Source organism: Streptomyces sp. NPDC059679 (assembly GCF_042734105.1).
Taxonomy (GTDB): domain Bacteria; phylum Actinomycetota; class Actinomycetes; order Streptomycetales; family Streptomycetaceae; genus Streptomyces.
This window is the reverse complement of record NZ_JBHWES010000038.1, coordinates 45,165-59,457: the sequence shown is the minus strand read 5'-3', so window position 1 is coordinate 59,457 and position 14,293 is coordinate 45,165. Positions and strand designations below refer to the sequence as shown.

Sequence of the window (14,293 nt, the reverse complement as noted above, 5' to 3'; positions counted from 1 at the left end):
GGTGACACGGAGGCGAACGCCGCGTCCAAGACACCGATTGTCGTCTTCACCGTGACGCGGCGCCCAGCACGGCCTGGCCTCAGCCGTCCTCGCGCCGCACGCACTGATCGGTCGGTCGCCTTCTGCACAGCATGCGGAACGGCCCCGGAACGGGTGCGCATCCGTTCCAGGGCCGCATCAGAACCGCCCGCCCCCATCAGGCGGGGGATGGCGACACGGGGACGGGCGGTCGTTCTCAGTACCGGTGTCGGCCTCCTGGGTAGTGGACCGGCTGGCGGCATTCGGGTGCGTCTCCGGGTGGGGGCTGGTCGCCCAGTGCGTAGCAGAGGGCTGCGTGCAGTTGTTCCGCTTCGGCGGGGGTCAGTTCCAGTTCGGTGATGGCGTGGTGGTGTCCGTCGCTGCTGATCTGGAGCGGCAGTGCGAGCTCTCCATCGCATGTACGGTGCAGGCCCCGCCCCGGGACGCGGCCGACCTGCCAGCCGGTCATGATGACCCCTCTGCGTTCATAGGGGCGGGCCCCTTGCCCTGGCTCGGGCTGTCCGGATCGGCGGCGCATCCGTCGTCGGGTGCGGGCAGGCGCCCGCCTCTGCTCTCGGCCACCCGCAGCACGTCGCGTAGTGCCTCACACAGCCGTTCCGCCAGGAACCGGAGTTCCCGTGCGTCCGCCTTGCGGTCCTCGAGCAGTGCGCGGGCGTGGTTGAGGAGTTCCTTCCCCATCGACACCTGCAGTGCCTCGATCTCGTCCGCTCTGCGGCTCAGAGGGCTGTTGCCGCCGTCCGTCGCCAAGTAGCAGGGCTTGCCGTCCGGGTCGGACCACGGCAGCAAGCGCAAGCCATTCATCGTGGTCATCGCGCCGCGTCCACCAGACGGCCGCGAGGTCGTAAGGCGCAAACTGCACTCACCCATTCGAGCGCACACCGGTTAAGGTCACGCATGCGATCAGCTCCTTCGCAGCTGGTGGCCATGCCCCCGGACGTTCGCCCGTCGCGGGGGTCTTTCCGACCGAATCCTGACCCCCCATGGCGGACGTATCGCCTGCCAAAGCAAGGACGGTTGGGGCGTTTCGGCGCTACCGTTGAAAACGCCCAAACGTCCCCAGGGGGAGCCTTGAACACGGCCCTACGATCAGCTATCGAGTCCGCTGGGCTGTCACCGAGGCAGCTCGCTATCCGGGTGGGCGTCTCCGGCAAGACTGTTGAACGATGGATCGCGGACAAAGAGCTCATCCCGCACGCCAGGAATCGGGGAGACACCTCTGAGGTGTTGGGAGTTGACGTAGAGATGCTGTGGCCGAAAGCTGTTCGGGACCGGGTGAAGACCGGCGGCGACCGGGAGCTTGTCCAAAGCTATCCCTACCGGTCTGCGTGTCCCTCGACGGTCTGGGCCGATCTGATCGCCGGGGCGACCGAAGACCTGTTCTTCGCCGGCTTCACGTCCTACTTCCTCTGGACACAGGTGTCCGCTCTTCCCGAGACGCTGCGGCGGAAGGCGGAGAGCGGTTGCCGGGTCCGCTTTCTGCTCGGCGACCCGGATGGACCGGTGGCCCGGCAGCGTGAAGAGATCGAGGACGTTGCCCTGAAGGTCTCCACGCGCATCAACATGACCCTGGAGCAACTTGCCAAGATAGGTGAAGTGCAGGGCCTGGAAGCGCGGTTTTCCGCTCCGGCCGATGCTGTCAACCACGTGTCCCTCTCGGTCTTTCGCTTCGACGACGATGCTCTCGTTACGCCGCACTTGGCCCGGCTCGTCGGCCATGATTCGCCACTGATGCATCTGCGGCGCCATGGTGACGTGGGGATGTTCTCCCGCTTCGCGGAACATGCGGAGGAGTTGTGGTCCGGTGGCGTCCCCATTCGAAGGATCGCTTCGTCCGCGCCGCGATAGCGGCAAGCAGCCCTGCGGTGGGTGCGCGGCTGTGGCCGACTTGGTGGCCCTGGCTCGCGGGCCAGTGGGGCGCTCGCCCACCCCGCGACGCGTTCCACAGCGCGGCTTGAGCGCTCCGCTCCGCTGCGCTGCGCGTTGGCTGCGCTTCGCTTCGCCTGTGCCTGTGCGCCGTCTCGCGGCATTCGGCTCGGGCGGGTGCGGGTTTCGTCTCGGACCCTCCGGGTCCAAAGCGCTGGCGAGAAGGGGGAAGGGGGCGGTTGGTCCGTTGTCCCGGTTCCTTGGCCTGGTGGGTGGTTGAGCTCAAAGAGGCTCCGCTGCGCTCCGCCGCAGCTGCTGCCGCGCGGTGGCCGGGCGAGGGGGCCAGCGGTGCGCTGGATCGGAGGCGTGGGAGCGCGACGGATGGGCGGGCACCGGGGACAGGATCGCCTCTCCCCCCACCTGCTCTCAGAAAAGCGTTTGATGCAGTACTTGATGCAGATCAAGTGTTTTTTTGAAAGCAGGTGGGGGGAGGCCCCAACCGGGCGGCCCGACGATGCCTTCGGTGCCCCTCCTCTTCCCGCTGCTGGCCGCTGTGCGCCGAAGGCGCGAGACGATAGCCGCCTTCGGCAACCGGACCATGTCGTCCAACGGCGAGGCGGGCCGACCCCGTCGTGGCCGGATGCGCTGCGCGTCGCCACCGCCTCCTCAGTTGACCAGGGCCCGCTCGTAGTCGGTCAGGTGCATCAGCACGCCGCACTGGCTGGCCAGCGTCGAGGCGAGCAGCATGGCCGCCTCGTCGGAGTCCTCGAAGTCCTCATGGCGCAGGAGAGCGATGCCCGCGTCGAAGTCATCCATCGCCGCCGCGACCAGGCCGCGGGCGTTTCCCAGGTTGCTCAGGGCGAGCGCCAGATGGTTGATCTTGGCGGGTTCCGCCACGGCCAGCTGGCGGCAGACGGCAATCCCCTGCCGCATGGTGGTCACGGCCTCCTCGCGCGAGCCCCGCCGCCACAGCGCCAGGCCGCGGTTGACCAGCGCCACGCCCTCGGCCTCAAGCATGTCCGACCCACGCACGGGAATCGTCTCCTCTCCGGGCTGGCGACATCCCGAATCGGAGCGTTATCTCCGGTCAGCGACGCCCGGTTTGACCACAGGTTCGGCTCGGACTCGATTGCGTGCGACCGTAGTTCACCGCTACTGGGACCGGTCCCGCGTCTCCGAACCGGCGGCCTGGGCCATGCGCCCAGGCCGCCGGCCCGCGGTCAGGGCGACGGTCAGCCGTCTTCGCCGGGTGGGGTGCCGCAGCTCGGGCCGCCTGGGCCGTCGAACTGGACCGAGCTGAGGAAGTCCCGGTAGTCGGGGAAGAGGTTGCCCTTGCCGGTGGGGCCGGTGGAGGTGACGACCGTGCAGCCCGTGTAGTTCGCGTCGGACCACAGGTAGATGGTGGAAGAGGTCCGGTTCCAGTCCGACTTGGCACGGTCGTTCATGCCGAGCGCCGCCAGGTCCGGCGTGCTGCCCTTCAGCTGGATCATGTCACCGGTGCCGTCGAGGCCCGAGAACATGCAGTAGTAGCCGTCAGGACACCGGTCGTACCCGTCGGCCGCGGTGGCCGCATGGGCCGTGGCGGCCGGCAGCGCGGTGGCGGCGGCGAGGGCTGCCGGCACGAGCAGGGCACGGAACGTGTTCCTCATCTATTTTGCCTCCTTGGCCCGGTTGGGCCCCCATCGGGTGATGCGCCGAACGAACGGGACAAGACCCTAGGGCGGGCCGGGCCGTCAGCGCACCCGAACGGCCGTCAGCGACCGCTTGATGACAGGAGTGAGGCGTTGCTCCACGAAGCGGTAGAGCAGCCAGGCGAGGAACAGCATCAGCAGGATCGTCAGGGCGAAGGTGCCGTACGAGGGGATGTTCAGCTTCTGGTGGAGCACTTCGACCACCACCCAGCCCAGGTGTTCATGGACCAGGTAGAAGGGGTAGGTGAGCGCCCCCGCGAGGGTGAGCCAGCGCCAGTTGGCCCAGTGGAACTTGCCCAGGGCGATCAGGGCAACCGCCAGATAGCCGAAGGCCACGATCGCGACGATGCCGAACGTGGAGCGGTAGGAGAAGAAGGAAGGATTCGGCGCGTGCCACAGCTCGGCCACCGCGTAGTGCTGGCCGATGAGGAAGCTGAGGCCGACGATGCCCCAGGCCAGGGCGTCATGGCCGTAGCGGTGGATCAGGTAGATGCCCATGCCGCCGATGAAGTACGGGGCGTACTCCGGCATCAGGACCAGCTCGAGGAAGGGCTGGTTCGCGGCGTCCGCGAGGGCGGCGCCCAGGGTCCATACGGCGCAGAAGAGGATGACGCGCCGGCGGTTCGCGCCGGGGAGGACGACGAAGAGCGCGAAGAGGGCATAGAAGCGCAGCTCCGCCCAGAGCGTCCAGCACACGCCCAACACTCGGTCCACGCCGATGGGCTGCTGGAGCATCGTGAGGTTGACGAGCGTGTCGCTGGGCGAGACCGACTTGAACGCGACCCAGGGCAGCGCGAAGACGGCGGTGACGATGAGGATCGCGGCCCAGTAGGCGGGGTACAGCCGGGAGACGCGGGAGGCGAAGAAGGAGCGCAGGGGGCGGCCCCAGCCGCTCATGCAGATCACGAAGCCGCTGATGACGAAGAAGATCTGGACGCCGAGACAGCCGTACGCGAAGTAGGTGGAGGCGGTGGGGAACTGCTCGCGGGGGGAGGTGCCCCACGCCTGGCTGATCTCCCCGCCCCGGCCACCGTAGTGGTACGCGGCGACCATCAGCGCGGCGAGCAGCCGCAGCCCGTCCAGCGCGCGCAGCCGTACGGGCGCGCCGCGCGACGGGCGCGAGCCTTCAGGGGAGGGCGCGGGGGTCTGCGGGAGCGCGGGAGGCAGGGGGCGCGCGGCGGTCGCGGACGCGGGGGATACGGAGGATGCGGGGGATATCGCGGATATCGGGCCTGTGTCGGCCGACTCCTTGCCCGCGTCGTCGGCCGGGCCCCCGCCCTGGCCCGTGGACGAGGGGGCGGGTGCGCCTGCGGTCGCGGTCACGATGCCACCTCGTTCCGCGTCGCCCCGTCACCCTCAACGCGTATTCGGCCGAGCTCTCTGCCCGTGGTCATGATGCCGTTTCCGTTTCTTCGCACTCGTCGACTGTCTGTCCCGTACGGCCCGCTCAGTTCCCCGGCTCACCCGGCTCACCCGGCTCCCCGGCTCACCCCGTGGCCGCTCGCTTCAGCGCCGACCGCTTGAGCGCACGCGCCCGGCGTGCGACCCGGCGCACGGTCTCGTTGCGCGGGATGAAGGCGAGCTGGGACGGGACCGCGCCGGGCAGGGCGAGCGCCGTCAGGCGGCGGCGCTTGAAGTAGCGCCAGGTGTGGGAGTCCAGGTGGGTGCCCAGATAGCGCTCGGCGGCCGGACGCAGATTCGGGTAGATCTTGGCCTGCATGGCGAAGCCGACCGCGGCGACCAGCCCGGTCAACCGCTGGCCGGTGCGCTCGTCCGTGGGCGGGGTCCATGCGGCGACGGCCTTGTGGTCCTCGAGGTCGGGCAGCAGCGCGTCGACGATGGTGACGGGCACCCGGTTGCTGTTCTGGTAGGGGGTCAGCCGCTCCAGCAGCACCTCGGTGCCGATCCGGGCGACCGGCAGCCCGTAGAAGACGCTCGCGGTGAGCAGCGCGGTGGAGAAGCAGCCGATGACCAGGGCCGGGGCCATCCGCTGGTACAGCACCTCGGCGAGGACGGGCGTGTCCATGACGGTCAGCTCGGCGCCCAGCTCCGCGGCCTTCTTCTCCAGCATCCGCGACCAGCGGGCCGGCGCGGTCGGGTGTGGTTTGAAGACGACGCTGCGGTGGCCGAGGGCCACGGCGCCGCGCAACATCCTTACATGCAGCTCTTCCTCCTCCTGCGGAGTGAGGATGTCGAGCGCGGAGAGGTACTGACCGAGCATCAGGGCCGGCCCCACGCCCGTGGCGATCCGCTCGCTCGCGGAGATGACGCCGCGCGGGGCGGCGTCGGCGATCTCGGCGAGCACCTTGGTGAAGACCTCGGTCGGGATGACCTCCGCCGTGACGCCGAACTCGGTGAGCAGCAGCGGCCGCAGGCCCGGTACGAGGTCGAGGTGGAGCAGTCGGCGGATACGGGTGCCGATCAGCGGGTCGAGCTTGTTACGGGTGGGGCCGTAGCTCATCAGCCCGTCGGCGTAGACGTCGATGGGCGCGCCCTGGAAGACATTGGCGATCGCCATGGCCGGGTTGACCTGGATGGACTCCAGGACGATCTCGATGTCGTCGTCGTCGAGGTTCCACAGCAGCCGCAGATGGCGCTCCCACAGCGGGGCGTCGTCGGAGCGCGGGGACCAGCCGCCCGGGTGGAAGGGGCTGATCGTCTCGTTCCAGGACAGGACGCGGTCGAAGCGGCCGCGCAGCCGCTCGAAGCCCGGCATGTCGTCGATGGCGGGCGTGGTCTCGGGCGTCGCGGCGTTGTTGCTGATGAGCAGCAGGCGGCGGTCGGCCGGGCCGATGCGCTCCGAGTCGATGGCGGCGGCGATGGTGGCGGCGCCGTAGAGCGTGGAGGCGAGGAAGATCTGGGTGCGCTTGCGCACGGCGCGGGGGCGGCGGGCGGGGAGGAGGGCGGACATCAGGCCGCCACCTCCGTCCCCGGACGGCGCTTGAGCCGGCGGAGCCGGGCGGCGCGCTCGTAGTCCATCGAGTCCAGCGCTTCTTTGAGTACGTCCTGTGGCATGCGCTTCATCGCGGCCGCGGACATGGAACGCAGTTTTTTGGCCACGGCCGGCTCGAACCTTTCGATGTTGCCGAGATGGTGGGAAATGATCGCGCAATAGGTGCGCACGGCCTTCGGGAGAAGGGTGTCCGCGTCCTGGTCCTGGGCCGTTTCTTCGATTACCTGATCGAATGCGCGAATGAAGTCGAGCTGTCGTACGTCGCCGATCTGGGTCAGCGAGGACGCGACACCGCGCCGGTAGAAGACACCGAGCAGGCCGACCACCGCGAATGAGCGCGCCTCGCGGTGCAGTTTCCAGATCCAGGGGCGGTCCTCGGCGGTGCGCAGACCGTGGGTGAAGTGCAGCAGGCCCTGGTCGGCGAGGCGGCGGTGGTAGATGCCGGCCCAGGCGTAGGCGTAGTCGACGGAGGTGGAGCGGTCGGCGGGGAGGATGACGTCACGCGGGTTCATGACGACGTTGCGCAGACCGTGCGGCACGCGCTGGATCGTCCGCGCCCGGCCGGTCACCTGGACGTGGTCGGTGCGCAGGAAGTCACAGTCCAACTCCTCGATGGCGCCGAGCAGTTGCCCGTAGTAGCCGGGCGCGAGCCAGTCGTCGCCGTCGAGGAAGGTGATGTACTCGCCGCGGGAGGCGTCAAGGCCGGTGTTACGGGCGGTGGCGAGCCCGCCGTTCTGCTCATGCCGCACATAGACGGCCCCCGGAAGATCGCGCTCGGCGCGCTCCAGGATCTCCGGCGTCCCGTCGGTGGCACAGTCGTCGACGAGAATGAATTCGAAGTCGTCGCGCGCGTTGGCGCGCAGACTTCTCAGCGTATCGGGGGCATAGGTCTGCACGTTGTAGAACGGCACGATGACGGAGAGCTTAACCACTCGCGTGACGGTAGGTCGCCGTCTGGCATTCGTCTTGACGAGGGGTGTACGTAAAGGTGAACGACGGACGTCAGGACGGTTAACCCGCCGTCCTTGTCAGAACATCTGCGCGGTTTGCCGGGTGTTCCGGCCGGGCCCCTTCAGGCTTCCCTGAGGCTTCCCGACAGCTTCCCGACGGCTTTCCGATGGGCTGCCGTCGGCTCTCGTCGGCCGATTCGCCAATCGTCGATGTTCTGTTAACCCTTTGTTGCTCTTGCGTTGGGCCGTGAATCGAAATCCCTTCCTAGCGTCAGCGTCGTGCCCTCACGTACCAATTCCCCCCTCCGAGTCGCCGTGCTCGCGGACTCCGACACCCGGTGGAAATGGGGCGCGCTCACCGCGCACCGCCTCGTACCGGATGACCTGGACTCCGCCTCCGCCCGCCGCCTGGACGGCTTCCTGCTGCGCGGCCGGGCGACGCCCACCGTCCGGCAGCTCGCCGAGGTCGGGGTGCGCGCGGACTCGCTGCGCGAGGTGACGGGGGTCGAATTCGTCTCGGCGGTGGACCGCGAGCGGTACGACGTGATCGTGCTGTCCCTGGTCGGCGGCGCCGTCCAGGCCATGCTGCACGGCCTCGCCCGCGCCTGGGAGGGCGCCGAGCGCCGGCCGGTCGTGATCACCGGCTATGTGGGCGTGGTCTACGAGAAGCTGGCCGACGGCCTGCTGCTGCGGCACGGCGCGGATGTCGTGCTCGCCAACTCCCGCCATGACGCCGATCGGTTCCGTGACGTCTACACGGGCGTCGGCGCCTCGGCGGACAGCGTCGTGGAGTGCGCGCTGCCGTTCCTGGGCGGCGCCCCGTACGACCCGAAGGCGCGCGAGGGGCGCGCGTACCCCGGGGGCACCGTGGTGTTCGCGGTTCAGCCGTCCGTCCCGGACAACCGCGCCGACCGGATGTATCTGCTGCGCCGCGCCGTGGAGCACGCCCGGGCGCACCCCGACCGCGAGGTCCTGGTCAAGCTGCGCAGCAAGCCCGGTGAGCACACCACGCATATCGAGGAGCTGCCGTACCAGAAGCTGGTCGGCAAGCTCGGTGACGACGTGCCGAAGAACTTCCGCCTCGCCTACGGCAACATGGGCGAGGTCCTGGACACCACGGACCTGCTGGTCACGGTCAGCTCCACGGCCGCCCTGGAGTCCCTGCACCGCTCCATCCCGACCGCCGTCCTCACCGACCTCGGCGTGCGCGAGGCGCTGGGCAACCACCACTTCCTCGGCTCCGGCTGCCTCGCCTCCTGGGACCAGCTGGACGCGGGCCATCTGCCCCAGCCCAACGCCGACTGGGTCAGCCGCCAGGGTGTCGCGGCCGACGGCGCGTACGAGACGGCCTTCGACGCCGCGCGGGAGCGGGTCGCCGAACTGGCCGCGGCGGACGAACTGCCGCCGCTCGCCCCCTACTACACGCGGGCCACCGCGCCCGGCTATCTGCCCGCGAGACTCGCCCGCTACGGCTTCGAACCGGACGGCCGCCCCCGGCCGGGCGCGGCGGCCGGGGACTCCGCGCAGGTCAGCGGGTTCCGGCGGGTCGTACGCAACACCATGCGGGAGGCGGCGCGGGGCGCCTACCGGCACGGCGTCCAGCGGGTGGCGCCGGTGATCCGGCGGATGGGGGAGCTGTGAGCGTCGCGCGCGCGGCCGCCGGGCCGCGCATGCCCCTGATGGCCGCACCTCTGCGCCGCGCGGGCGGAGAAGCGAACGGGTGGTTGCTGTGAGCGCTCAAGAGAACCCCGAAGGCGCAACGAAGCGAGGCGCAGAGAGCGCCGAAGGCACTGAAGGAGCCGCCATGTCCCCCTCCGACCGGCGCGTCGTCGCCGTGATTCCCGCCCGTGGCGGTTCGAAGGGCGTGCCCGCCAAGAACCTCGCCGCCGTGGGGGGCGTGCCGCTCGTCGCGCGTGCCGTGCGGGAGTGCCTGGCCAGCCGCCTGGTGACGGACGTGGTCGTCTCCACGGACGACGCGGGCATCGCCGCCGTGGCGCGCGGCGCGGGTGCGGAGGTCGTGCAGCGGCCGACCGCCATCGCGGGCGACACCGCGACCAGCGAAGCCGCCGTGCTGCACGCGCTCGACACCTACGAGGCGGCGCACGGGATCAGCGCCGAGGTCGTGCTGCTGGTGCAGTGCACCAGCCCGTTCATCGTCCGCGAGGACGTGGACGGCGTCGCCGAGGCGGTGCTGGACGGCGGGGCGGACACCGCGCTGACCGTGGCTCCGTTCCACGGCTTCGTCTGGCGGGACGCCGAGGACGGGACCGACGCGGAGACAGAAGCGACGGCCGACGGCGGGTACGGCATCAACCACGACAAGTCGTACCGGCCGCGCCGCCAGGACCGGCCGCAGGACCTGCTGGAGACCGGCGCCGCGTACGGGATGCGGGTGGAGGGCTTCCGCACCGAGCGGCACCGCTTCTTCGGCCGCACCGCCCTGGTCCGTACCGACGCCGCCCGCGTCCTGGAGATCGACGACCCGCACGACCTGGCGCGGGCCCGCGCGCTCGCGCCGCTCCTGGACGCCCCGCGCCCCGGTGCGCTCGCCCCCTTTGAACCCGCCCACCTCCCCACACGTGACGACATCGACGCGGTGGTACTCGACTTCGACGGCACCCAGACGGACGACAAGGTGCTGATCGACTCCGACGGACGCGAACTCGTCGCCGTGCACCGCGGCGACGGGCTCGGGATCGCCGCCCTGCGCCGCGCTGAGCTGGCGCTGCTGATCCTGTCCACGGAGCAGAACCCGGTCGTCGCCGCACGCGCCCGCAAGCTGCGGGTCCCCGTGCTGCACGGCATCGACCGGAAAGACCTCGCACTGAAGCAGTGGTGCGAGGAGCAGGGCATCGCGCCGGAGCGCGTGCTCTATGTCGGCAACGACGTCAACGACCTCCCGTGTTTCGGCCTCGTCGGCTGGCCCGTGGCGGTCGCAGGTGCGCACGACGTCGTGCGCGGCGCCGCACGCGCGGTCACCTCCACCCCCGGAGGTGACGGTGCGATCCGCGAGATCGCCTCGTGGATTCTTGGAAAGGAACTGTCTTAAGTGAGCTCCGACAATCGCCTCCGTCAGCTCGGTGACAAGATCGCCGGCCCCGGCCACCCGGTCTACGTCACTGGTGAGATCGGCATCAACCACAACGGCGACCTGGAGAACGCGTTCAAGCTGATCGACGCTGCCGCCGACGCCGGCTGTGACGCGGTCAAGTTCCAGAAGCGCACCCCGGAGATCTGCACCCCGCGCGACCAGTGGGACATCGAGCGGGACACCCCCTGGGGCCGGATGACCTACATCGACTACCGGCACCGCGTCGAGTTCGGCGAGGACGAGTACCGCGCCATCGACGAGCACTGCAAGAAGCGCGGGCTCGCCTGGTTCGCCTCCCCGTGGGACACCGAGGCCGTCGCCTTCCTGGAGAAGTTCGACGTCCCCGCCCACAAGGTGGCGTCCGCCTCGCTGACCGACGATGAGCTGCTGCGCGCGCTGCGCGCGACCGGCCGCACGATCATCCTGTCGACGGGCATGTCCACCCCGAAGCAGATCCGCCACGCGGTGGAGGTGCTGGGCAGCGACAACATCCTGCTCTGCCACGCCACCTCGACGTACCCGGCCAAGGCCGAGGAGCTCAACCTGCGCGTGATCAACACGCTGCAGGCCGAGTACCCGAACGTGCCGATCGGCTACTCCGGCCACGAGACCGGTCTGCAGACCACCCTCGCCGCCGTCGCGCTCGGCGCGACCTTCATCGAGCGTCACATCACCCTGGACCGCGCGATGTGGGGCTCCGACCAGGCCGCCTCGGTCGAGCCGCAGGGCCTGCAGCGCCTGGTCCGCGACATCCGCACCATCGAGGAGTCGCTGGGCGACGGCGTCAAGAAGGTCTACGAGAGCGAGCTCGGGCCGATGAAGAAGCTGCGCCGGGTCGCGGGTGTCGTCGCCGAGGGCGAGGCCGCCGCCGAGCGCGAGCCCGCCGGAGTCTGAGAAGGCCAAGGAGCCGTCAGCCGTGAACTCACCGGCCGGTCAGCCCGGCCCACGCCCGGAAGCGGCGGGTCCCCGTGACTCCGCGGGGGCTGCCCGCCGCTTCCGGGCCTCGTCCCGGGACGGCGCCAAGCGCGCCGAGCGCCCCGGTCCCACCGGGCCCGGGGGCACCCTGGCCTTCGTCGAGAGCCCGGTTCAGCTGCTGAACGTCCTGGAGTGGGCGTATGCCGACGGGGGCGACCCGGAGGCGCTGACGGTCGTGGTGCTGTCGCCGCACGACCCGATGACGCGCGGCCAGCTGCGCCGGATGGCGGAGCTGGCGCGGGACGAGGGCATCACGGTGCGGTGGGAGGAGGCGCGCGGCGGGGCGGGCGCGCCGCTCAAGACCATCGGGGGGCTGCGCGGGCCGCTGCGCCGCGCCGACCGGATCGTCATCGGCGATCCGTTCTCGCGCTATGTGCAGCTGCTGCTGATGCTCACCCGCGCCCAGGACCTGGTCGTCGTCGACGACGGCACGGCCACCATGGAGTTCGTCTCCCAACTGGCCAGCGGTGAGCCCCTGGTGCGCTGGCACCGGCGGGGCACCGGCCGGGGCGCGCGCGAGATGGTGTTCGCGCCGGTGTCGGCGACCGCGCGCCGCCGGCTCACCCCGGGCGGAAACCGGCGGGTCGAGGTGTTCAGCTCGATGCCCGTCGAGCCGCCCGCCGGGGTGACCGTCACGGCCAACTCCTTCGCCTGGACCCGGGACCGCTTCGGCCCGCCCACGCTCACCCGCGGCACCGACCTGGTGGGCACGTCCCTGGTGGAGACCGGGGTGGTCGATCTGGAGCGCTATCTGGAGGCGGTGACCTCCCTGGCCCGTACGCACGGGGCGACCCGCTACTTCGCGCACCGCCGCGAGAGCGCGGAGAAGCTTCACCGGGTCGCGGGCGAGATCGGCCTTGAGATCGTACGGCCGGACCTGCCGCTGGAGCTGATAGCCCGCCGCGGCCCCATCGGCCATACGATCGTCAGCTTCCCGTCGACCGTCGTGCATACGCTTCCGCTGGCGCTCGCGGGCACCGGGGTCAAGGTCGCGGTCTGCGATGTGGACCCCGCCTGGCTGCGGAGCGACGCTTCGCCGCGCGCCCAGGGGTTCCTGTCGGGGGTCACGGGCACGGCCCGGGACGCACACCGGCTGCAGTCGATGCCCGCGGTCACGCCCACATCCTGAGACGGTGGCGGCAACTTCCTGTCAGGGGTTCACCAGTACGCCATGTGGCGCTCGTCACTACACCGAGGCCATGAAGCGGCCTGTTATACCCCCTGACTAGGGAGATCATGCGCAAGGGGTGGCAGTTTCCTGTCCCCGAACGGGTTGAAGTTTTGTTGATCGACATCCGGTCGCCCCACCAGCCGTTCTACGCTTGATCGGGTGAAGCAACTGATGTCCCCCGAGACCGATTCCGTCATCGCCGCCGCTGAGGCCGAGGTCCTCGCGCTGCCCGGCAAGCTCCCCGATGAGCTGCGGACGGAACTGATCGCCTTCCGGCGGGACATCCACATGCACCCGGAGCTCGGCAACCGCGAGTTCCGCACCACCGCCGCCATCAAGGCGCGGCTGGAGCAGGCCGGTCTGGAGCCCCGCGTACTGCCCGGCGGCACCGGCCTGATCTGCGACATCGGCACAGCGGCCGGTGCTGGCGCCCTGCCCATGCTGGCGCTGCGTGCCGATATCGACGCGCTGCCCATCCCGGACACCAAGTCCGTGGCCTACCGCTCGACCGTGCCCGACCGCGCCCACGCCTGCGGCCATGACGTCCACACCACCGTCGTCCTCGGCGCCGGTCTGGTGCTGGCGGAGCTGGCCCGCGAGGGCCGGCTGCCGCGCCCCGTACGGCTGCTGTTCCAGCCCGCGGAGGAGGTGCTGCCGGGCGGTGCGTCCGATGCGGTGGAGGCGGGTGTGCTGGACGGCGTCGGCCGGATCCTGGCGCTGCACTGCGACCCCAAGGTCGACGTGGGCCGCATCGGGCTGCGTATCGGCGCGATCACCTCCGCCTGCGACCGCCTGGAGGTCTCCCTCGACGGCGCGGGCGGCCACACCGCGCGCCCCCACCTCACCACCGATCTGGTGACGGCCGCCGCGAAGGTGATCACGGAGGTGCCCGCGGTGCTGTCCCGCCGCGTCGACACCCGCTCCGGCCTGGCCGTCACCTGGGGCCGGGTGGAGTCGGGCCACGCCTGCAACGTCATCCCGCAGCACGCCGAGCTGTCCGGCACGGTCCGCTGCCTGGACCTGCCCGCCTGGCGCGAGGCGCCCGATCTGGTGCACGCCGCGGTCGATGAGATCGCGACCCTGCACGGCGCCAAGTCGGAGATCAACTACGTCCGCGGGGTGCCGCCCGTGGTGAACGAGGAGAGCTCGGTCGAGCTACTGCGCCGTGCGATGGAGACCCGCCGCGGATCGTATGCGGTGGAGGGCACGGAGCAGAGCCTCGGCGGCGAGGACTTCTCCTGGTACCTGGAGCATGTGCCCGGCGCGATGGCGCGGCTGGGCGTCCGCAGGGTCGGTGACACGGCCCGGCGTGATCTGCATTGTGGCGATTTCGACGTGGACGAGGGGGCCATCGAGGTTGGCGTGGAGCTGTTCACCGCCGCTGCTCTGCTCGACTGAGCCGCGACTTTGCCTGAATGACATGTCCCGGAGACCCCCGGGACAAGTCAGATTCGCGACGATCCGATAACGGCTTCCGGACGCCCCTTAATCTGGCATCTACGCGCGTTACGATGCGGCGAAACCAGCGCCGAAGGAGGCGCGCTCAAGCCGAAGGGGAAC

The 14,293-nt window shown here is 70.3% G+C and carries 13 protein-coding genes; 6 read left to right on the top strand and 7 right to left on the bottom strand.

Annotation, left to right across the window (positions count from 1 at the left end; genetic code table 11):
* Positions 1-235: 235 nt before the first annotated feature.
* A complete protein-coding gene (locus ACFV2X_RS32815; protein WP_385623529.1) occupies positions 236-487 on the bottom strand; it encodes a hypothetical protein in 252 nt (83 codons plus the stop codon).
* Positions 484-849, bottom strand: coding sequence for a hypothetical protein (locus ACFV2X_RS32810; protein ID WP_385623526.1), 366 nt, complete (start codon positions 847-849; stop codon positions 484-486). Before ACFV2X_RS32810 ends, ACFV2X_RS32815 begins: the two co-directional genes overlap by 4 nt.
* Before the next feature lie 432 nt (positions 850-1,281).
* Between ACFV2X_RS32810 and ACFV2X_RS32805 the strand changes: the two genes are divergently transcribed.
* Entirely contained in the window at positions 1,282-1,884 is a 603-nt protein-coding gene (locus ACFV2X_RS32805) for an XRE family transcriptional regulator (protein ID WP_385623642.1), read from the top strand.
* Positions 1,885-2,568: 684 nt separating this feature from the next.
* Here the strand turns inward: ACFV2X_RS32805 and ACFV2X_RS32800 are convergent.
* From ACFV2X_RS32800 to ACFV2X_RS32780, 5 genes are all read right to left on the bottom strand, one after another.
* Positions 2,569-2,934: a hypothetical protein gene (locus ACFV2X_RS32800; protein WP_385623524.1), complete on the bottom strand. Its 366-nt coding sequence runs from the start codon at positions 2,932-2,934 to the stop codon at positions 2,569-2,571.
* A 200-nt stretch (positions 2,935-3,134) separates the two neighbouring features.
* Positions 3,135-3,551, bottom strand: coding sequence for a peptidase inhibitor family I36 protein (locus tag ACFV2X_RS32795; RefSeq protein ID WP_385623521.1), 417 nt, complete (start codon positions 3,549-3,551; stop codon positions 3,135-3,137).
* Positions 3,552-3,635: 84 nt separating this feature from the next.
* The gene (locus tag ACFV2X_RS32790) at positions 3,636-4,760 is read right to left on the bottom strand and encodes an acyltransferase family protein (RefSeq protein ID WP_385623640.1); all 1,125 of its coding nucleotides are present in this window, start codon (positions 4,758-4,760) and stop codon (positions 3,636-3,638) included.
* 319 nt (positions 4,761-5,079) lie between these two features.
* Positions 5,080-6,504: an alpha-2,8-polysialyltransferase family protein gene (locus ACFV2X_RS32785; RefSeq protein WP_385623518.1), complete on the bottom strand. Its 1,425-nt coding sequence runs from the start codon at positions 6,502-6,504 to the stop codon at positions 5,080-5,082.
* Positions 6,504-7,478, bottom strand: a complete 975-nt coding sequence (locus tag ACFV2X_RS32780) for a glycosyltransferase family 2 protein (protein ID WP_385623515.1) — start codon at positions 7,476-7,478, stop codon at positions 6,504-6,506. Before ACFV2X_RS32780 ends, ACFV2X_RS32785 begins: the two co-directional genes overlap by 1 nt.
* Before the next feature lie 297 nt (positions 7,479-7,775).
* Between ACFV2X_RS32780 and ACFV2X_RS32775 the strand changes: the two genes are divergently transcribed.
* The 5 genes from ACFV2X_RS32775 to ACFV2X_RS32755 all read left to right on the top strand — a co-directional run bounded on the left by ACFV2X_RS32775 (position 7,776) and on the right by ACFV2X_RS32755 (position 14,131).
* Positions 7,776-9,137, top strand: a complete 1,362-nt coding sequence (locus ACFV2X_RS32775; RefSeq protein WP_385623512.1) for a DUF6716 putative glycosyltransferase — start codon at positions 7,776-7,778, stop codon at positions 9,135-9,137.
* A gap of 163 nt (positions 9,138-9,300) precedes the next feature.
* On the top strand, positions 9,301-10,545 hold the full coding sequence (locus ACFV2X_RS32770; RefSeq protein ID WP_385623509.1) for a cytidylyltransferase domain-containing protein: 1,245 nt from the start codon (positions 9,301-9,303) through the stop codon (positions 10,543-10,545).
* Positions 10,546-11,481: an N-acetylneuraminate synthase family protein gene (locus ACFV2X_RS32765; RefSeq protein WP_385623506.1), complete on the top strand. Its 936-nt coding sequence runs from the start codon at positions 10,546-10,548 to the stop codon at positions 11,479-11,481.
* Between the two features lie 22 nt (positions 11,482-11,503).
* Positions 11,504-12,691 carry a hypothetical protein gene (locus ACFV2X_RS32760; protein ID WP_385623504.1) on the top strand — a complete coding sequence of 396 codons (1,188 nt, stop codon included), beginning with the start codon at positions 11,504-11,506 and terminating at the stop codon, positions 12,689-12,691.
* A gap of 213 nt (positions 12,692-12,904) precedes the next feature.
* The gene (locus ACFV2X_RS32755; RefSeq protein ID WP_385623638.1) at positions 12,905-14,131 is read left to right on the top strand and encodes a M20 family metallopeptidase; all 1,227 of its coding nucleotides are present in this window, start codon (positions 12,905-12,907) and stop codon (positions 14,129-14,131) included.
* Positions 14,132-14,293: the final 162 nt, after the last annotated feature.